The sequence below is a fragment of the Streptomyces sp. NPDC001549 genome (assembly GCF_042894025.1).
Taxonomy (GTDB): Bacteria; Actinomycetota; Actinomycetes; order Streptomycetales; family Streptomycetaceae; genus Streptomyces; species Streptomyces kutzneri.
Genome location: NZ_JBIAVJ010000010.1, coordinates 161,244 through 181,208 on the forward strand (window position 1 = coordinate 161,244; position 19,965 = coordinate 181,208).

General features: G+C 73.7%; 11 protein-coding genes. 5 read left to right on the forward strand and 6 right to left on the reverse strand.

Translation table 11 applies throughout. The features are described 5' to 3' along the window. Window positions 1-81 precede the first annotated feature (81 nt). Genes ACFY04_RS18920 through ACFY04_RS18940 form a run of 5 tightly spaced genes read left to right on the forward strand, consistent with a single transcriptional unit; the run spans window position 82 to window position 7,173 of the window. On the forward strand, window positions 82-3,357 hold the full coding sequence (locus ACFY04_RS18920; RefSeq protein WP_389118036.1) for an amino acid adenylation domain-containing protein: 3,276 nt from the start codon (window positions 82-84) through the stop codon (window positions 3,355-3,357). A gap of 54 nt (window positions 3,358-3,411) precedes the next feature. Further along, window positions 3,412-4,812 carry a serine hydroxymethyltransferase gene (gene glyA, locus ACFY04_RS18925; protein ID WP_389118038.1) on the forward strand — a complete coding sequence of 467 codons (1,401 nt, stop codon included), beginning with the start codon at window positions 3,412-3,414 and terminating at the stop codon, window positions 4,810-4,812. Then, a complete protein-coding gene (locus tag ACFY04_RS18930; RefSeq protein ID WP_389118041.1) occupies window positions 4,809-5,498 on the forward strand; it encodes a DUF2461 domain-containing protein in 690 nt (229 codons plus the stop codon). The genes glyA and ACFY04_RS18930 overlap by 4 nt, the downstream gene beginning before the upstream one ends. After that, a complete protein-coding gene (locus tag ACFY04_RS18935; RefSeq protein WP_389118043.1) occupies window positions 5,495-6,565 on the forward strand; it encodes a threonine aldolase family protein in 1,071 nt (356 codons plus the stop codon). Before ACFY04_RS18930 ends, ACFY04_RS18935 begins: the two co-directional genes overlap by 4 nt. 26 nt (window positions 6,566-6,591) lie before the next feature. Continuing rightward, complete coding sequence (locus ACFY04_RS18940) at window positions 6,592-7,173, forward strand: GNAT family N-acetyltransferase (RefSeq protein WP_389118044.1); 582 nt, start codon at window positions 6,592-6,594, stop codon at window positions 7,171-7,173. A gap of 64 nt (window positions 7,174-7,237) precedes the next feature. Here the strand turns inward: ACFY04_RS18940 and ACFY04_RS18945 are convergent, their stop codons facing one another. The 6 genes from ACFY04_RS18945 to ACFY04_RS18970 all read right to left on the reverse strand — a co-directional run bounded on the left by ACFY04_RS18945 (window position 7,238) and on the right by ACFY04_RS18970 (window position 19,956). Then, complete coding sequence (locus tag ACFY04_RS18945; RefSeq protein WP_389118046.1) at window positions 7,238-8,386, reverse strand: acyl-CoA dehydrogenase family protein; 1,149 nt, start codon at window positions 8,384-8,386, stop codon at window positions 7,238-7,240. Continuing rightward, a complete protein-coding gene (locus ACFY04_RS18950; protein WP_389118049.1) occupies window positions 8,383-9,573 on the reverse strand; it encodes an acyl-CoA dehydrogenase family protein in 1,191 nt (396 codons plus the stop codon). Before ACFY04_RS18950 ends, ACFY04_RS18945 begins: the two co-directional genes overlap by 4 nt. Before the next feature lie 10 nt (window positions 9,574-9,583). After that, entirely contained in the window at window positions 9,584-10,990 is a 1,407-nt protein-coding gene (locus tag ACFY04_RS18955) for a condensation domain-containing protein (RefSeq protein WP_389118051.1), read from the reverse strand. Continuing rightward, window positions 10,990-14,346 (reverse strand): amino acid adenylation domain-containing protein, encoded by a 3,357-nt coding sequence (locus tag ACFY04_RS18960; protein ID WP_389118054.1) that lies wholly within the window; start codon window positions 14,344-14,346, stop codon window positions 10,990-10,992. Before ACFY04_RS18960 ends, ACFY04_RS18955 begins: the two co-directional genes overlap by 1 nt. Beyond that, window positions 14,339-18,418: an amino acid adenylation domain-containing protein gene (locus ACFY04_RS18965; protein ID WP_389118056.1), complete on the reverse strand. Its 4,080-nt coding sequence runs from the start codon at window positions 18,416-18,418 to the stop codon at window positions 14,339-14,341. The genes ACFY04_RS18960 and ACFY04_RS18965 overlap by 8 nt, the downstream gene beginning before the upstream one ends. 260 nt (window positions 18,419-18,678) lie before the next feature. Next, window positions 18,679-19,956, reverse strand: a complete 1,278-nt coding sequence (locus ACFY04_RS18970) for an MFS transporter (RefSeq protein ID WP_389118058.1) — start codon at window positions 19,954-19,956, stop codon at window positions 18,679-18,681. Between the last annotated feature and the right edge of the window lie 9 nt (window positions 19,957-19,965).

A 19,965-nucleotide genomic window follows, 5' to 3' on the forward strand; every position in this document is an offset into this window, starting at 1 on the left:
CCCCGCAGCAGGGCGCTCCGGCCCGTCACCACCCCAGGCAAGCACCAGCCAACGGCCCGTAACACCGAATGGAGTTGGACCATGACCGAGCTCCTGCCCGCTCGCGCGGACAGTGCCGCGTCCTTCCCGATGACCGAGACGCAGCAGGCACTGATGATCGGGCGAGGTGAAGCAGTCGAGCTGGGCGGTATCGGCTGCTACGGATACTTCGAGTGGGAGCGTGCGGACCTCGATCCCGAGCGTTTCGCCGCCGCCTGGCGCAAGGTGGTCGCCCGTCACGACATGCTCCGCGCGATCGGCCGCACGGACGGCACCCAGTGGGTGCCGGCGGACCCGCTGCCCTTCGGGATACCGGTCGTGGACCTGAGCGGGCTGTCCGCCGACGCCTCGCGGGAGCGGCTCGCCGCGCTGCGGGACGAGATGAGCCACGTGGTCTTCCCGGTGGGCAGCTGGCCGTTGTTCGACCTGCGGATCATCCGGCTGGGCGGCCCGGGGAACCTGAGCCGCGTCCACCTCGGGATCGACCTGCAGGTGCTGGACGCCTCCAGTGCCTTCCAGGTGCTCTTCCCCGAGCTGGTCGACCTGTACGAGAACCCGGACGCCGAACTCCCGGAGCCCGGTATCAGCTTCGCGGAGTACGCCCGCTGGCGCGCGGACGCCCTGCCGCACACCGAGGCCTTCCGCGCCGCCCGCGACTACTGGGTCGAGCGCGTCCCCACCCTGCCGCCCGCCCCCTCGCTGCCCACGGGGGGCTCCGGCGGCGGCGGGCGCGAGGTGCGCTTCGACCGGCGCGAGCACCGCCTCTCCCCCGCGGACTGGCAGCGCTTCTCGGCGCGGGCGCGCGAGGCGGGGCTGACGCCGTCGGTCCTGCTCACCGCCGCCTTCGCCGAGGTGGTCCGGTGCTGGGCGGAGGAGTCCGACTTCACCATCAACTACCCTGTCTTCCAGCGCCCGGCGGTGCACCCGGACATCACCGGCGTCCTCGGTGACTTCACCAACGCCGTGATGCTCGCCGCCGACGGTTCGGGCGCGACCTTCCTCGACCGGGCGCACGCCCTGCGCGACCAGCTCGCCCGCGACGCGGAGCACGGCGCCTTCAACGGCGTCCGGGTGCTGCGCGAGCTGACCCGGCTGCACGGGGTGGGCGCGCAGGCCGGCATGCCGGTGGTCGTGACCAGCCTGCTCGACTACCCGGTGCGCAGGCCCGTCACGGACCTGGGCCGGGAGGTGTACTCGATCTCGCAGACCCCGCAGGTCTCGCTCGACGTACAGCTGCGCGAACTGGCCGGTGAGCTGCGCGTCATCTGGGACTTCGTCGACGGGGCGTTCGCGCCCGGCTTCGTCGACGCCGCCTTCGGCGTGTACGTGGACCTCCTGGAGCGGCTCACGCGGGACCCGGAGTCCCTGCACACCCGGCGCTTCGACCTGATCCCGGCGGCCGAGCGGACGCTGCGCCGGCAGGTCAACGACACGGCCGGGCAGATCCCGTACACCACCTTGCACGAGCTGTTCGCCCAGCAGGTGGAGCGCACCCCCGGCGCCGAGGCCGTGGTGGATGCCGGGCGGCGCCTGAGCTACGGCGAGCTGGCCTCGTACGCCTGGCGGATCGGGCACACGCTGCGGGACCACGGGGCGGCCCCGGGCGAGCTGGTCGCCGTGGTGATGGAGAAGGGCTGGGAGCAGTACGCCGCGGTCTACGGGATCCTCGCCTCCGGCGCCGCCTATCTGCCGCTGGACCCGTCCGTGCCGCCGGAGCGGCTGCGCCGCCTGCTCACCGAGGCCAAGGTCGACCGGATCCTCACCCAGTCCTGGCTGGACTCCCGGATCAGCTGGCCTCCCACGGCCCGCCGCTACCGGGTGGACAAGGACTTCGAGTCCGGGACCGACACCCGGCCCGACACCGCGCAGACCCCGGCGGACCTCGCGTACACGATCTTCACTTCGGGCTCGACGGGTGAGCCCAAGGGCGTGATGGTCGACCACATCGGCGTGGTCAACCTGATCCGCGATGTCGCCGAGCGCTTCGAGGTCGGTGCGCGGGACCGGCTGCTGGCCATCTCCGGGCTGCACTTCGACGCCTCGGTCTACGACGTGTTCGGGGTGCTGACGCAGGGCGGGACCGTGGTGCTGCCGCCGCCGTTCGAGCACGCCGAGCCCGATGTCTGGGCCGATCTGGTCCAGGACGAGCAGGTCACCCTCTGGAACTCCGTGCCCGTCCTGATGGAACTGCTGGTCGGCGAGGCCGAGGTACGCGAGCGGCGCGGCGGCGGCCGGCCGCTGGAGTCCCTGCGGCTGTCCGTGCTCTCCGGCGACTGGATCCCGCTGACGCTGCCGGACCGGCTGCGGGCGCAGAGCCCCCGGATCGAGGTGGTGGGTTCGGGCGGTCCGACCGAGACGATCTGCTGGTCGCTGTTCCAGCCGATCGGCGAGGTCGACCCCTCCTGGACGAGCATCCCGTACGGCAAGCCGATCACCAACCAGCGCTACTACGTCGTCGACCCGGCCGCCTACGAGCGCCCGCTCGGGGTGGTCGGCGAGATGGCGGTGGCCAGCGACGTCGGGCTCGCGCTCGGCTACTGGAACGACGCGGAGCGCACCGCGAACCGTTTCGTGCACCTTCCGGAGAGCGGCGAACGCGCCTACCTGACCGGTGACCTGGGCCGGTACCTGCCGGACGGCAGCATCGAGATCCTCGGCCGGGACGACTTCCAGGTGAAGATCCAGGGCCACCGGATCGAGCTCGGCGAGATCGAAGCCGTGCTGCGCCAGGACGCCGAGGTCGAGGCGGCCGTGGTGGTGGCCCCGGCCAGCGCGCACGGGGTGCGGCGGCTGCACGCCTTCGTCGTGGCCGGAGCCGAGGCGGCCGGGCCGGTGCTGGAGCGGCTCGCCGCGCAGCTTCCCGGCTACATGGTGCCGGCCGCGCTCACCGTGCTGCCGGAGCTGCCGCTGACCCGCAACGGCAAGGTCGACCGGCTGCTGCTGGCCTCCTCCGCGGGGCGGCAGCAGTCCGCCGACGAGGCGGCCGTACGCGACGCCGGGGACGGGCCGGGCAGCGCGCTGGAGCTCGTGCTGTGTGCGGCGGTCGCCGACATCCTCGGCCTCGACGGGGTGGCGCCCGGTGACAACTTCTTCAGCCTGGGCGGCGATTCGCTCAGCGGTACCCGGCTGGCCGGTCTGCTCAAGGAGCTGCTGGGAGTGCCCGTGCCGGTGAAGACCGTGTTCCAGAACCCGCTGATCTCCGGGCTGGCCGAGAAGATCGCCGCGGACGAGCAGCACGGCGCGGAGGCCGTCGCCGCCGCGGAGGCCTTCGGCGAGCTGGAGGCGGACGAGACGGACACCGCCGATGCGGACGGCTGAGGACACGAGCCGGTTCAGCACGGCCATCACGGACGATTCCGAGAGGGGACAGTCATGAGTCTCACCCTGCCCGCGCCCGTCACCGATCCGCTGGACGAGGACGGACTCCGGGGCGGCGCACCGCGGGTGCCCGCGCCGGACCTGGTCGATTTCGCCGCGCACGCCAACACCCGGCTGAGAGAACGCGATTCCGTCCTGTACGACCTGCTGGCCCGGGAGTCGGCGCGCCAGCGCGACACCCTGATGATGGTCGCCGCGTCCAGCGTCGCCGATCCCTCCGTCCTGGCCTGCGGGGGCAGCGCGCTCGGCAACCTGACCGCCGAGGGCTTCCCCGGGAACCGCTACCACGCCGGCTGCGGGGTCGCCGACGAGATCGAGCGCCTCGCGATCGACCGGGCGTGCGCGGCGTTCGGGGCGCAGGATGCGATCGTGCAGCCGCACTCCGGTTCCTCCGCCAACCTCGCCGTGATCACGGCGCTGCTGAGCCCGGGCGACAGCCTGCTCGGGCTGGACCTGGACTGCGGGGGCCATCTCACCCACGGCTCCCCCGCCTCGGTGACCGGCCGCTACTACCGCGCCCACGGCTACCGGGTGACCCCGGAGGGGCTGCTCGACTACGACCAGATCCGCGAACTGGCCCTGGAGCACCGCCCGAAGCTGATCGTCTGCGGGGCGAGCGCGTACCCGCGCAGCATCGACTTCGCCCGTTTCCGGGAGATCGCGGACGAGGCCAACGCCTATCTGCTGGCCGACATCTCGCACATCGCGGGACTGGTCGCGGCCGGTCTCCACCAGAGCCCCGTGGACCACGCCCACGTGACCACCACCAGCACCTACAAGCAGCTGTACGGGCCGCGCGGCGGGCTGATCCTGCTCGGCCGGGAGGCCCGCAAGGCCGGACCGGAGCGCGGCACCCTGGCCGCTACCCTGCGCCGCGCCGTGTTCCCCTTCACCCAGGGCACCCCCGACCTGGCGTCGGTGGCGGCCAAGGCGCGCGCCCTGGACTTCGTGGCGAGCCCGGACTTCGCCGAGGTCGCCAAGCGGCTCGCCGACGGCGCGCAGGCGATCGCGGAACGGCTCCTGGACCGGGGGTTCCGGCTGGTCACCGGCGGCACGGACACCCATATGGTGCTGCTCGACCTGCGGGACACCGGGGTCACCGGGGACGTCGCCGAGCAGGCCCTGGAGTCCTGCGGGATCATCGTCAACCGCAACCGGGTCCCCGGGGACACCACACCGGTCCGGGTGACCGGCGGACTGCGGCTCGGCACCAACACGCTGGCCGCGCGCGGGATGGACCACACGGTGGCCGCCGAGTGCGCCGACCTGGTCGCCGACGTCCTCACGGCGCTGCGCGCGCAGGGCGGCGTACTGCCGGACGCGCTGCGCGACCGGGTGCGCACCCGGGTGTCCGAGCTGTGCGCCGCCCACCCCCTGCCGGGGTATCTGCCGTGACCTTCAGCGGCTTCCCGCCCTCGGCACTGCGCCTGTACGAGGACCTCGCGGCCGACAACAGCAAGGAGGCGTGGCGGCTGCGCCACCGCGAGCGGTACGAGCGTGACGTACGTGCGCCGATGGACGAGCTGGCCGCCGAACTGGGCACGTATTTCAAGGAGTCGACCGGATCGGGCGAGGTGCGGGTGCTCGGCCCGGTCCGGGACACCCGGATGTCCCACGACAAGTCCCCGTACAAGACCTACCAGGGCGCCTATCTGGATCTGCTGCCCTGCCTGGGCCTCTGGGTGCACCTGGACCGGCACGGCCTCTACGCCTCCGGCCGCTGGTACCCCTACGCCGGGGCCGAGGTCGCCCGGTACCGCGCCGCCGTCGAGGAGGAGGGCGGCGGCGCGGAGCTGGCCGCGATCGCGGGCCGACTGGAGGACCAGGGGTTCACCCTGGGCGGCGACCGGCTCAAGTCCCGGCCGCGGGGGGTCCCCGCGGACCACCCGCGGCTGGGGCTGCTGCGCCACCGCAAGATCGACGCGGGGCGCCGCCACGGTCCGGACGCCGGGCTGCACACGGCGCGCGCCGGGGAGCTGGTGCGGGAGACCTGGCGGCTGGTGCGCCCGCTTCTGGACTGGGTGGCGGCCCGCGAACTCACCCCACAGCCCCGCGAGCGAGGAGTTGACGTACCGTCATGACCATCGGGAGTTTCGAGAGCGTCGATCTGCGCAGCGACACGGTGACCCGGCCGGGTCCCGGGATGCGGGCCGCGATGGCCGCGGCCGAGGTCGGCGACGACCTGTTCGGGGAGGACCCGACCGTACGCGCGCTGGAGGACCGGCTCGCCGGGCTCTTCGGCTTCTCCGGGGCCCTGTTCACCCCGTCCGGGGTGATGGCCAACCAGATCGCCGTCCAGCTCCTCGCCGGTCCCGGCGAGGAGCTGGTGTGCGACGCCGAGGCGCACATCCTGGCGCACGAGGAGGCATCCCCGGCCCGCTACGGCGGGATCCAGACGCGCACGGTGACGGCCGAGCGGGGGGTGATCACCGCGGAGCTGCTGGCCGGGGTGGTCCGGCGGGGGAACCCGTACACGCTCGGCACCCGTGCGGTGGAGGTGGAGCAGACCCACACCCGGGCCGGCGGTACGGTCCACCCGCTGGACACGCTGCGCGCCGTACGGGAGCTGACGTCCGGCGCGGGCCTGGCGGTCCACATGGACGGGGCCCGGATCTGGAACGCGATGGCCGCGACGGGCACTTCGGCGCACCAGTACGGGCGGACGGCCGACTCGCTGTCCGTGTGCCTGTCGAAGGGCCTGGGCGCGCCCGTCGGGTCGGTGCTCCTGCTGTCGGCCGAAAGGCTGCCGCGGGCCCGGAAGTTGCGGCACGGTCTGGGCGGCGGCATGCGCCAGTCGGGCATCCTGGCGGCTGCGGGACTGTACGCCCTGGACCACCACGTGGAGCGGATCGCCGAGGATCACGCCAACGCCGCGCTGCTGGCGGCGGGGGTGCGGGACGCGGGGTTCACCGTGCGCCCGCCGGAGACCAACATCGTCCTCATCGAGGTTCCCGGCGCCGACGAGGTCGTCGCCCGGGCCGCGCAGGAAGGAGTACTGGTGACCGCGCCCGGCCCGGAGACGGTCCGGCTGGTCACTCATCTGGACGCAGGACACAAGGCGTGCCGGCGGGCCCTTGAGGTGCTGGTCGCCGTGATGACCGATGTCGTCACCGGGGCGCGGGACACCGCGGCCGCGGGACGCCCGTAAGAAGCGGAAGAGAGCGAAGTAGCAGCATGAGTTTAGAAGTACGGCCCGCCACGGCGGATCTGTGGGACGACATCCGCCAGGTGCTCCAGCCGAAGAAGAGCGCGCACACGTGCTGGTGCATGGCGTGGCGGCTGTCCACCGGCGACTACGGGCGGCTCACGGCGGACGAGCGGGGCGAGCACCTGCGGGGCCTGATGGAGAAGGCCGATCCGCCGCCCGGGGTCCTCGGGTTCCTGGACGGCGAGGTGGCCGGCTGGTGCAACGTGGCCCCGCGCCGGCAGCTCGACCGGCTGACCTCCTCGAAGACGATCACACCGGTGGACGATCTGCCCGTGTGGTCGGTGACCTGCTTCGTCGTGCGCAAGGACTTCCGCGGCAAGGGGGTCGCCTCGGGCCTGCTGGAGGGGGCCGTCGAGCACGCGCGCGCCCACGGTGCGCCGGCCGTCGAGGGGTATCCGGTGGACCCGGAGGGCGGCCGGGTGAATCCGACCCTCGCCTATGTCGGGACGATGGACATGTTCGAGCGGGCGGGCTTCCGCCGGATCCACCGCACCGAGGCCAAGAGCGACAAGCGGCATCGCTGGGTCATGCGCCGCGACCTGGTCTGACGGTCCTGGCTGTAAGCGGAAGGGGCTCCCGCGGTGCGGGGGCCCCTTCCTTCGTGGACGCCGGTCAGGGTGTGTGCGCCGCGATGTCCCAGAGGTGGGCGGGACGCCCGCAGCGCATGGCCTCCCAGGCCGCGCGCCGGTAGCAGCCCGCCACCAGGCCGTCCCGGACCAGGCCCGAGGCGCCGTGCAGATGGACCGCGTCACGGGTCACGTCGAGGGTGGTCTCCGCCGTGAGGGCGATCAGTCCGGCGGCCTCCCCCGCGGTGAGCCGGTCCTCGTCGAGGTCCCGGGCCGCGTCCCCCACGGCCCAGCGCACGGCGTCGAGGCGGGCCAGCAGGCCTGCCACGCGCAGCCGGGGGCCCTGGTGTTTGACCAGGGCCTGGCCGAACTGCTGCCGGCCGCGGATCCGGGAGACGACCGCGGTCAGGGCGGCCGCCGTGATCCCGGCCAGCAGCGAGGCCTGGTGGACGGCGGCGCGCAGCCCCACGCGGGCGAGGGCCTGTTCGGCGGCGAGGCCGCGCAGCAGCACCGCCTCGGCAGGCAGCCGTACCTCGTCGAAGACGGCACTGGCGACGGCTCCCCCGCCGTGGTCGCGCAGCGGGCGGATCCGGACGCCCTCGGTGGGCAGGCGTACGAGCGCCACGCACGGGCCGTCGGGGCCGCCGGCCAGGACCAGCAGGGCGCCCGGGCCGACGCCGGCGGCGAAGGGGCCACCGGTTCCGGTGAGGACGACGGCGCCGGTGTCCGGGTCCGGCTTCCAGGTGATGCCCGGCGGTACGGTGCCGCGCGGATCGGGCAGCCGGCCCGGTACGGCGAGTTCGAGTTCCCCGGTGCGTACCTGGTCCAGGAGGCTCTCGGCGGCTTCGGGGGCCAGCGGGCCGAGGCCGGAGATCAGGTCCAGGGCGAGGAGGGTGTCGGTCAGCGGGAGGGGCTGCATGGCATTGCCCGCCTCCTCGCACACCATGGCGATGACCGCCTGTCCGAGGTCGAGGCCGTCGTGGCCGATGGGCAGGGCGAACTCCCACGCGCCGACCTGGGTCAGCGCCTCCCAGGCACCGGCGGGGGTGTCCCCGTCGACCTCCAGGCCCTGGCGCACGGTGAGCCGGAGCTGCCGGAAGAGCGAGTCCTCGTCCTCCCGCTCCCGCCAGCGTTCGGGCGCCGCCGCCGTCCCCTGGCCGCCCGTGCCGTTCCCGTTGACCGCCTGTGATGTCACGGCCGTACCTCCGCCCCTGAGTCGAGACGCAGCCGGGCCAGCGTCTCCAGCATCATTTCGGCGGTGCCGCCCGATATCCGCATCCCAGGGGCTTCGCGCAACGCCGCATCGAGTGGGTGTGCCACCCCGTCGACCTCGGGGTCGTCGAGGGTCATGCTGCGGTCGCCGTCGAGTTCCGCGGCCCACCAGGCCACCTCGGCGGCGAGCTCGGTGGTGTACCACTTGGCGGCGGCGGCCTCGTCCTCGTTGAGTTCGCCCCGGTCGAGGCGGGTGAGGACACGGCGGACGAGCGTGCCCGCCGCGAGCAGCCGGGCGTTGAGTTTGGCCAGGCCGATCTGGTCGTGCTGGCCGGCCTCCAGCCGGTCGGTGTGGACCTCCAGCCGTTCCACGGCGGCCCGGTACCAGCGCAGCGCCTTGACGTAGTAGTCGAGCCCGGTGCGCTCGAAGGCGAGCGTCTTGACGACGATCGCCCAGCCCTGGCCGTTCTCGCCGACCACGTCGTCCGCGGTCACGGCCACGCCGTCGAGGGTGACCTCGTGGAAGGCGTCGTCGCCCATGCCGGGGATCTGCCGGATGGTGACCCCGGGCTGGGCCAGCGGGACGAGGAACAGGCTGAAGGCGTCGTCCTCGCCGCGGGCCAGGCACAGCCCGTAGTCGGCGAGCCGGGCGAAGAGCGAGTGGACCTTGGTGCCGTACAGCTTGTAGCCGCCCTTGCCGTCGGAAACGGCGCGGGTGGAGAGGATGTTGAGGTCGGAGCCGGCCTGGGGTTCGCTGAACAGCACGCAGCCGAAGGCGGTGCCGGCCGCGAACCCCGGCAGGTGCCGGGCCTTCATCGCCGGGCTCGCGACATTGAGCAGGGTGGATCCGACGATCTGCACGGTGAGGGTGTGCAGCAGATCGGGGACGTCGTGCATGGCCAGTTCCTCGACCAGCACGGCGGCCGCGACCTGGCTGATCCCGCGGCCGCCGTACTCCTCGGGCCACTGGGGCGCGAGGAGGCCCCACTCGCCCAGGGCCCGGTGGATGGGCCGGGGGTCGCGGGTGCGCCGGGCCTCGGCCACGGGGGCCGAGACCAGGATGTCGTGGATGTCCTCGCGCAGGGCCCGCATGGGGGTGCGGGGCACGTCGGCTCCGCTCCGTACGAGCCCGCAGTCCGCGGGCGCGCGGTAGAACTCGGTGGTGAGCACGGGCAACTCCCTAGGTGATGAGCGGGGATGCGGGCGCGGCGACGGCCCGGTCCAGCACGTCCTCGATTCCGGTGAGCAGCCCTCGCACGTCTTCGGGCGTGGCCGCGTGGCGGTTGTACTCGGCGGTGCCGCCGATCTCGCCGTCCCGTTCCACGAGGCCGATGCAGGCGAGGGCGGCGGCCGGGTCGGGGCTGTAGAGCTCCAGGTGGCGGGCGGGGGGGCCGGGCAGCTGGGCGACCTCGATGCCCGGCAGGTCCAGGGGGACGGACGGGTAGTTGTGGAGGGCGAACAGGACGTTGTACGGCGGGGGCGTTCCGTCGCCGAACAGGACGTCCACGGGCAGGCGTTGGTGGGCGAGGGCTTGGGCCACCGCGGCCCGGGTGCGGTGCAGCAGTTCGCGGAATGCGGGGCCGCCCGCGAGGTCGAGCCGGATCGGTACCACGGTGGTGAACTGCCCGACGGCGCCTTCGAGCGGTCCGGCGAAGCGGCCGGCCGCCGGGGTGCCGATCACCAGGGAGGTACGGCCGTCCCGGCGGGCCAGTACGACGGCCAGCGCGGCGAGCAGGGTCATGAACGGGGTGGCCCCCTCGGCCGCGCCCAGCTCCAGCCCGGCGTCGACCGGCCCGCGGGCGAGCCGTACGGGCAGATGGCCGCGTTCGAACCCGGCGGGCGCCCGGGGTGCGGGCGGGTCGGCGGCGAACACCGTCCGGCGGCGGGCGAGTTCGGCGGAGCCGTCGGGTCCGGCGAGCCACCGGTGCTGCCAGTCGGCGTAGTCGGGGAACTGGAGTTCGGGCGGGGCCGACCCGCCCGGTCCCGCCGAGCCCTCGCGATAACCGGCGGCCAGGTCCGCGAGGAAGACCCCGGAGGACCAGCCGTCGAAGACCGCGAGGTGGGAGGCGAGGATCAGGACGTGCTCGTCGGGGGCGAGCCGCAGCAGCCGGAACGCGCTGGTGCGGCCGCTCTCCAGGTCGAGGACGGTGGAGGCGCTCTCGGCGCTCTGCAGGGCCACGCGTTCGGCGGCGGCCTGCGGGGTGAAGCCGGAGAGGTCGGCCCGCGTGAGCCGCAGCACCGGTTCCTCGTCCACGTGGAGCCTCGGCTGGCCGGTGGTGGAGACGGTGAGCCGGGTGCGCAGCGCCTCGTGGCGGCGCAGAACTCCGGTGAGGGCCTCGGTGAGCCGCCGCGGGTCGAGGGGGCCGGTCAGCCGCAGGGCGTGCGAGCCGGTGGCGGCGGCCGGATGCGTGCGCTCGCGGCGCCACAGCCGGGACTGGAGGGCGGTGGGCGGGACCGGCCCCGCGCCGGAGCGCGGGGCCGGGTGGGCGGGTAGGGGCTGCCGGGCGGCCAGCATCAGGCGGGCGAGTTCGCGCTTCGCCTCGGGGAGCGCGGCGAGCGCTCCTTCGAGCCCGGCCGGGTCGGCCATCAGAGACCGTCCGGGTGCTGGAGGGAACCGAGGAGGGCGGCGGCCTCCTCGTCGCTCATGTTCTCGATCTGCTCGAAGACCGCGAGCAGCCGGTCCTGTTCGCCGGCGGCCTCGGCCTTGGCGGCGCGGACCAGTTCGGCCAGTCCCGCGACGGTCGGGCGGCCGAAGAAGTCGGCGAGGGCGATGTCGATGCCGAAGAGGGCGCGGACCCGGGAGACCACGATGGTGGCCTGCAGGGAGCTGCCGCCCAGGGCGAAGAAGTCGCCCTCCACGTCCGGGTTCTGCCATTCGAGCAGCGGGGTGAGGATGTCCCGGCAGATCTGCTCCTCGACGGCGTCGCGCGGCGGGGTGCCGCCCTCGCCCGTCTGCTCGGTGGGCAGGGGCAGTGCGGCGGTGTCGACCTTGCCGTGCGGGGTGAGGGGCAGTTCGTCCAGGACGACGACGACCGGCACCATGTAGCCGGGCAGCCGGCCGGCCGCGTAGGCGCGCAGGCCCTCGGCGTCGGCGACCTCGGAGGCGTACGAGCCCACCTGTTCGACGGTGACGTAGGCGGCCAGCATGCGCTCGCCGCCCGCGGCGGGCTGGGCGACCACGACGGCCTGCTGCACGGAGGGGTGTCCGGTGAGCACGGCCTCGACCTCGCCGGGCTCGATGCGGTGGCCGCGCACCTTGAGCTGGCGGTCGGTGCGGCCGAGGAAGTCCAGGTTGCCGCCGGGCAGCCAGCGGACCAGGTCGCCGGTGCGGTAGAGGCGGGCCGTCTCGGGGCCGTCCGCGTAGGGGTTGTCGGCGAAGCGGTCGGCGGTGAGGTCGGGGCGGCCCAGGTAGCCGCGGGCGACGCCGGGGCCGGAGACGCAGAGTTCGCCGGGTACGCCGGGCGGGACCGGCCGCAGCCGCTGGTCGAGGACGAACGCCTGGTGGCCGGGCATGGGGCGGCCGATCGGCGGGTTGCGGTCGTAGCTGCCGGTGCAGTCCATGAGCGTGACGGCGACGGTCGCCTCGGTGGGGCCGTACCCGTTGACGAACCTCCGCTCCCCCGTGGTCCATTCGGCGACCAGCCGGCCGGGAAAGGCCTCGCCGCCCACGGAAACCAGTCGCAGGTCGGGCAGGCCGGCCTGGTCGAGCAGCGGCAGGAGGGCGGGCGGGAGTTCCGCGACGGTGACCGCGTCCTCGCGCATCCGGGTCTGGAGCAGGGCCGGGTCGCGGCGCTCGTCGTCGGTGGCGATGACGAGCGAGCCGCCCGCCAGCAGGGTGGTGAAGATCTCGAAGACGGAGACGTCGAAGGTGAGCGGGGCGAACTGCAGCACCCGGTCCTCGGCCCGGATCTCGTAGGCCTTGGCGATGGTGCGGGAGAAGTGGGTGACCGAGCGGTGCTCGATCATGACGCCCTTGGGGGTTCCGCTGCTGCCCGAGGTGTAGAGCACGTAGGCCAGGTCCCCGGGGGTGGCGGTCGGCGCGAGGGAGGGGACCTCCCGGACCGGGGCCGCCGTTCCGGTGTTCACCAGCTCCAGCGGTACGGGCAGCTGCGCGGCTTCGTCGACGAGGGCGTGCCGGACCTTGGCGTCGGCGAGGACCGTACGGGTCCGCTCGGCCGGGGCGGCCGGGTCGACCGGGATGTAGTGGGCGCCCGCCTTGAGCACGCCGAGGACTCCGGCGACGGCGGCCGGGCCGCGGGACACGCACACCGCGACGGGGTCACCGTGGCGGACGCCGCGGTCGCGCAGCCGGTGGGCGATGGCCTCGGACCAGCGGTCGAGGGCGGCGTAGTCGAGCCGGGTGGAGCCGTGGCGGACGGCGACGGCGTCGGGGTGGATGGTGGCCCGCTCGCGGAACGCGCGGTCCAGGGTGGTGGTCCAGGCGGCCTCGTCGACGGGGCCGCCGCGGGACAGTTCGCGGGCGTGCCGGGAGGCGGCCGGCTCCTCGACCAGGCTGATGTCGCCCACCTGGAGGTCGGGGTTCTCGGCGACCTGCTCCAGGACCTGGCGGAAGGCGGCGAGCAGCGCGCTCGCCGTGCCGTGCCGGTAGAGGGAGGTGTTGTATTCGAGGGAGAGTTCCAGGCCGTCGTTCTCGCCGACCAGGAAGCTCATGTCGAACTTCGCGGCGCCGTCGTGCAGTTGGTCCATGGTGAACTCGACGTCCGCGGCCTGCGCCCGGTGGGTGCCCCAGCGGCCCAGCGAGGTGAACTCGATCTGGAAGAGCGGGTGGCGCAGCGGGTCGCGCACCGGGCGGACGGCCTCGACCACCTGCTCGAAGGGCAGCTCGCTGTTGGTGAAGGAGTCCATGACGGAGGACGCGGTGCGGGTGACCAGCTCGCGGAAGGTGAGCTGGTCGGTGACCTCGGTCCGCAGGGTGATCATCTGGACGAAGCAGCCGATGACCTGCTCCAGGTCGGGGTGCGGCCGGGAGGCGCTCGCCGTGCCCACGACGACGTCCTCGGTGCGGGTCCAGTGCCGCAGCAGCGCGTTGAAGGCGGCGAGCAGGGTGGTGAAGACGGTGGTGCTGTTGGCGTCGGCGAGCTCGGTGAGGCGGTCCAGCAGCTTCTGGTCCAGGGTCAGCTTCAGACCGCGGCCGTCGCCGCGGGTCTCGGGGCCGCGCGGGTGGTCGGGCAGGACCTCGGTGGCGACGGCGCCGGCCAGGATCTGGCGCCACTTGGCGGCGAGCGCCCGGCCGTGCTCGTCGTTCTCCAGCTTGGCCCGCTGCCAGGCCGCGAAGTCGGCGTACTCGACGGCGAGCCGGGGGGCCTCGGGGCGCTTGCCCGCGGCGGCCGCCGCGTAGCTGGAGGTCAGTTCCCCGGTGAAGATCCGGGTCGAGCCCGGGTCCCAGGCGATGTGGTGGACGACCCAGAGCAGGACGTGGCGGTCCTCGGCGAGGCGTACGAGGTGGGCGCGGACGGGCGGGCCGGCGGCCAGGTCGAAGGGGGCGGCGGCGCAGCTCGCGGTGAGCTCGGCGAGTTCGCGGTCCGCGTCCTCGCTGCCCGACAGGTCGGTGCTCTGGACGCCGAGCACGAAGGAGGGGACGGGTTCCTGCCAGGGGACTCCGTCGATCTCGACGAGTTTGCTGTGCAGCACCTGGTGGCGGGCGACGACGGCGTTGAGCGCCTCGTGCAGGGCGGCCCGGTCGAGGGGGCCGCCCAGGCCTATGGCCAGGGCTATGTTGTTGCGGGCCTTGCCGGCGCCGAGCTTGTCGACGAACCACATCTGCTCCTGCTGGAAGGAGGAGCGGGACCGCGGCCCGTGGTCGGCGCGCTTCAGTTCGATGCGGCGGCCCACGCCGGCCGTCATCTGGTTGCGCATCCGTCCCAGCAGCCGGGAGCGCTGTCCCTGGGGCAGACGGCCGAGCCGTTCGGCGAGATCAGACATGGGTTCCTCCGTTGCGGTGCAGGTCGGCGAGGAGAGCGGCGAGCCGGTCGGGCAGGTGCTTGGCGAAGTAGTGGCGGCCCCCGGGGATCACGGCGAGGCGTACGTCGGCCGCGTACCGGCCCCAGGCGCGGTAGCCGTTCTCGTAGCCCTCGGTCGCGTCGTCGGCGTCGCCGATGATGCAGGTGAGCGGGGTGGCCAGGGGGCGGTCGTAGCCGCCCGGGGTGCGGGCGAAGAAGCGGGCGGCCTCGGTCATGTCGTGGCGGACCATCCGCAGGACCGCGGTGAGGTCGCTGTCGTCGAGGACGCCGTCGAAGCCGTCCATGGTGGTCAGGTACGCGACGAGGTCGTCGTCGCCGGAGACGCGTTCCATCTCCAGGGCGTACTCGGGGTCCTCCTCGGGGAGGGCCGCGGCGAGGTCCAGGGCGATCGGGCGCTGCCCCATCCGTTCCAGTACGTGGGTGGTCTCCAGCGCGGTGACGACTCCGGCACAGTGGCCGTAGACGGCGTACGGCCCCCGCACGGTGCGGGCGATCTCCTCGGCGGCGCGTTCCGCGAACTCGGGGACCGGGAGCATCGGGCCGGGGCGCAGCGGGTCGTGTCCGGGCGGGGAGACGGCCAGGAGCTCGATGTGCGGCGGGAGCTGGGCGGCGAGCGGCTGGTAGGCGATGGCGTCGCCGCCGCCGTGCGGGAAGCAGACGAGGGTCAGCGCGGTGGTGCCGGCCGGGCGTTCGGGGGTGAGCCGGTGCAGCAGGCTGTGCGCCTGCGTTCCGGCTGCGCCGAGTCCGGCGGTACGGGCGGCCAGGCCGGCCGGGGTCGGGTTGCTGAAGAGGTCGACGACGCGCAGGTCGGCGGCCGCGCCGTCCGGCAGGGCGGTGGCGACGGCGCGGACCGCGCGCACGGCGGCGAAGGAGTCCCCGCCGAGGGCGAAGAAGTCGTCACCGGGGGCCACTTCGGCCACGCCGAGCACCTCGGCCCAGACGGCGGCGATGCGCAGGGCGACAGGGTCCCCGTCCGCGGGCTCCGCGGCGGGCCGGTCCGGGGCGGCGGTGGGGCGCGGGTCGGGCAGGGCGCCCCGGTCGACCTTGCCGTTGGGGCTCAGCGGCAGTCGCTCCAGCAGGACCAGTTCGGCGGGGACGCAGTGCGGGGGCAGGACGGCGGCGAGGGCGGTGCGCAGGGCGGCGGGGTCCAGGCCGGCGCCCTCCTCGGGCACCACGTAGCCGACGAGCCGGTCGGAGCCGGCGGTGCGGCGGGCGGCCACGACGGCCTCGCGGACCCCGGGGCGCTCGCGCAGCGCGCTCTCCACCTCACCGGGCTCGATGCGGAGCCCGTTGAGCTTGATCCGGAAGTCGGTGCGGCCGAGGAGTTCGATGGTGCCGTCGGCGCCGTAGCGGGCCAGGTCGCCGGTGCGGTAGAGGCGTTCGGTGCGGCCGGGCTCCAGTTCGACCCGGACGAACTTCTCCTCGGTGAGCTCGGGCCGGTTCAGGTAGCCGCGGGCCAGTCCGACGCCGCCGAGGTGGAGTTCGCCGGGTACGCCGACGGGGACGAGGCGGTCCTTCGCGTCGAGGATGTAGGTCAGCTGGTTGGCCATGGGCCGCCCGTACGGGAGCTTCGTCCACTGCGGATCGACCCGGCCCACGGGGAACTCCACCGAGTGGATGGAGGCTTCGGTCGCCCCGCCGAGCGCCACGAAGGACAGGCCGGGCGCGAAGGCCCGGATCCGGTCGGGCTGGGTGACGGGGATCCAGTCACCGCCGAGGAACGCGGTGCGCAGCTTCGGCAGCCGGGGTCCCCCGGCGTGTTCGAGCTGGTCGGCCAGGAGGCCGAGGAGGGCGGGGGCGGAGTTCCAGACGGTGACACCGTGCCGCTCGACGAGGTCGGCCCAGTGCGCCGGGTCCTTGGCTGCGGCCGGGTCGGGCAGGACGAGCGTGCCGCCCGCGGCCAGGATGCCGAGGGTCTCGTAGACGCTCATGTCGAAGCTGGGCGAGGACAGGGCGAGGACCGAGTCGCCGGGCCCGATGCCGTACGAGCGGTTGAGGTCGAGGATGTTGTTGACGACACCCCGGTGTTCCAGGGCGATGCCCTTGGGGGTGCCGGTGGAGCCCGAGGTGAAGATGACGTAGGCCAGGTCCCGGGAGGTGACGGGGACGGCCGGGCGGGTCGCGGGCAGCTCGGCGAGCGCGGCCCGGTCGGTGTCGAGCAGCACCCGGGCGGTGCCGGCCGGGACGGGCAGCCGGCCGATCAGCTCCGCGTCGGAGACGACGATGGGCGGCGCGGAATCCCGCAGCAGCAGGGCCAGGCGCTCGGCCGGGTAGTCCGGGTCGAGGGGGACGTAGGCCCCGCCGGCCTTGAGGACGGCGAGGATCGCGGTGACCAGTCCGGGGCCGCGGCGCAGGCACAGGGCCACGGTCCGGTCGGGGCCCGCGCCGGCTTCGACGAGCCGGTGCGCGAGCCGGTTGGCGCGCTCCTCCAGTTCCCGGTAGGTGACGTTCCAGCCGCCGAGTCCGCCGAGGATCACGGCGGGCGCGTCGGGCCGCCGGTCGGCGTGCTGCTCGAACAGCTCGTGCAGGCAGGCGTCCTGGGGGAAGGGGGCGCGGGTGGCGTTCCAGCCGTCCAGGGCGGCCCGGCGCTCGGCGTCGGTGAGCAGCGGCAGGGCGGACAGCGGGGCGTCGGGGCGGTCGACGGCCCCTTCGAGGGTGGTGAGGAAGTGGCCGAGCAGCCGGTCCACGGTCGCTGCGTCGAACAGGGCGGTGGGGTACTCCACGAGGGCGCGGACGGCGGTGCCGGTGTCGTGGACGCTGATCATGAGGTCGTACTTGGTGGCGTGCGAGGAGAAGTCGATGGGCTCGGTGGCGACGCCCGCGAGGCCCGGCGCGGTGTCCGGGGTCTCGTCGAGGAGGAACATCACGGAGGTGAGCGGCGGCCGGCTGGGGTCACGGGGCAGTCCGAGGGCGTCGACGATCAGGTCGAAGGGCAGTTCCTGGTGCGCGTACGCCTGGAGCGTGGTGTGGCGGGTGGCGCGGACCAGTTCGGCGAAGCCGGGGTCCCCGCCGGTTCTGATGCGCAGCGGCAGGGTGTTGACGAAGAAGCCGATGAGCTCGCCGAAGGCGGGGTGGTCACGGCCGGAGACGGAGGTGCCGACGACGATGTCCTCCTGGCCGGTCCAGCGGCGCAGGGTGGCGGCGAAGCCGGCCAGCATCGTCATGTAGAGGGTGGCGCCCTCGGACTTGCCGAACTCCCGCAGCCGGGCGATGAGCCGGGGCGGGAGGTCGATGTAGCGGGAGGCGCCGGCGTGGCCGAAGACGGGCGGTCTGGGCCGGTCGGTGGGCAGGTCCACGGGGGTGGCGCCGCCCAGCTCCTCGCGCCAGAAGGAGGTGAGGCTCTCCAGCCGGTCCCCGCTGACGCGGCGGCGCTGCCAGGTGGCGAAGTCGGCGTACTGGAGGGCGAGCGGGGCCGCTGCCTCGGCGGGCGCCCCGGTGCGGGCGGCGTAGGCGCGCTCCAGTTCGGTGTAGAGGACCCGCATGGACCAGCCGTCGGTGACGATGTGGTGCAGGTTGAGGACGAGGACGTGATCCTCGGCGCCGATCCGGCCGAGCCGGGCCCGCAGCGGGACGGCGCCGGCCAGGTCGAAGGGGGCGCCCGCGTCGGCGTCGTAGAACGGCCGGGCCGCCTCCTCGTCGGGCAGTTCGGTCAGCGGCAGGGGCAGCCGGTAGCCGTCCACCACCCGGGGTACGGCCTCGGTGGCGCCCTCCTGGTAGGTGTAGACGGTCCGCAGCACCTCGTGGCGGTCCACGATGTCCTGGAGCGCCGCGTGCAGGGCGGGGACGTCGAGCGGGCCGCGGATGCGGGTGGCGACCGGCACGTTGTAGGCGGGGCTGCCGGGCTGCAGCTGGTCGATGAACCAGAGGCGGCGCTGCGCGAAGGAGAGCACGGGCGGTTCCGCGGGGTCGCGGGGTGCCGGCTCAGGGTCCTCCCGTACGGCGGCGCGCCCGCCGCCTCGGCCGGTCAGGGCCTGGAACAGTGCCCGGCGGGACTTCGGCAGTGCGGCTATGCGTTCGGCGAGGGACTCGCTCACCTTGAGCCTCCGTGCGTCTTCGGGAGTGGGCGTGCGGCAGGGCGCGCCGCAGGAACGCGGCGCGGACGTGTGGGTTCCGCGGGTCCGGAATGCGGATGGGGGCGCAGGCCCCCGGTACACCTGCTGGCCGCGGCTGCGGCTGCGGCAATGTCAGCCACGGCGCCGCACCCGCGTACCGTCCGGTGGCGCGGATTCGGGGCGGAGCCCGGCGGGAGCGGATGCCGATCGGCATGGCACCCGCTCCCGATGGTCCGCACCGGTCAGGCGGTGATCCGTGAGGCCTCCGCGGCCTCGCCGGCAGGCGACTCGGCGTTGTCGCCGGTGGGCATTTCCTTGATCTTGGCCACCGGACCGGTCAGCAGGGTCAGACCGCCGACGATGGTCACGGCACCGGCCACCGCGAGGCCTGCGGTGAGGCCGACCCCTTCGCCGAGGGCGCCGCCCGCGAAGTAGCCCAGCGACAGGGCGCCGTAGACCGCGGAGAGGGCGGTGCCGCTGACGCGGCCCATCTGCTCGTTCGGGGTGACGCCCTGCACGAGGCTGAGGACGTGGATGTCGAACATCGGGGAGACGAAGCCGATGACGGCCTGGACCACGATCAGTCCGACGAAGCCGCCGATCGCGCCGCCCGTCGGAACCAGGATGTAGCCGGCGCCGAGCACGACCGCGGTGATGACCAGGAGGCGGCCCACCGAGAGGCTCTTGGAGACCACCTCGGAGAGCACCGCGCCGACGATGACGAAGACCGACATGACGGCGAAGGCGACACCGACCTGGCCGGGGCTCAGGTCCAGGACCTTGTACGCGTAGACGATCAGCAGGGCGTCGCCCATCGCGGCACCGAGGTTGACCACGACGTTGGCGGTGAACAGGCCGCGCAGGACCGGGTTGCCGAAGAGGGTCTTCATGCCCTCCTTCATCTCCGCCTTCGCGGAGGCCTTGCGCTCCTCGGTCCGCTCGCGGACGTCCCGGTGGCGGATGACGAGGAGGGCGACCAGCGACACGAGGAAGGTGAACGCGTCGGCGGTGATGGCGCGTGCGGCGCCGAGCAGCTGGATGAGGGCGCCGCCGGCGCCGGCCCCGACCGCTTCCGCGACGCTCCGGCTGATCTGCAGTTTGGTATTGCCCTCGATGAGGTTCTCGGTACCGATGAGCTGGGGCAGCCAGGACTGGTACGAGACCTCGAAGAAGGTGGTGAGGACACCGGTGAGAGCGGCCACGACGTAGACGTGGGTCATGCTGACGGAATCGAGGGCGAATGCAAGCGGAATCGTGCCGAGGGCCAGGAACCGGCCCAGGTCGGCGACGATCATCACCGTGCGCCGCGAGACCCGGTCGGCCACCAGCCCGGCGATCGGGGCGAGCAGCAGGAAGGGGAGGAAGCGCAGCGCGCCCAGCACGCCGACCTCCATGGCTCCGCCGTCCAGGACCACGACCGCGAGGGTCGGGAGTGCCAGGAGGGAGATCTTGTCGCCGAAGTTGCTGACGGTCTGCCCGAACCACAGGCGATTGAAATCGGAATGCCGACCGAGTGCCATGTCGACGCC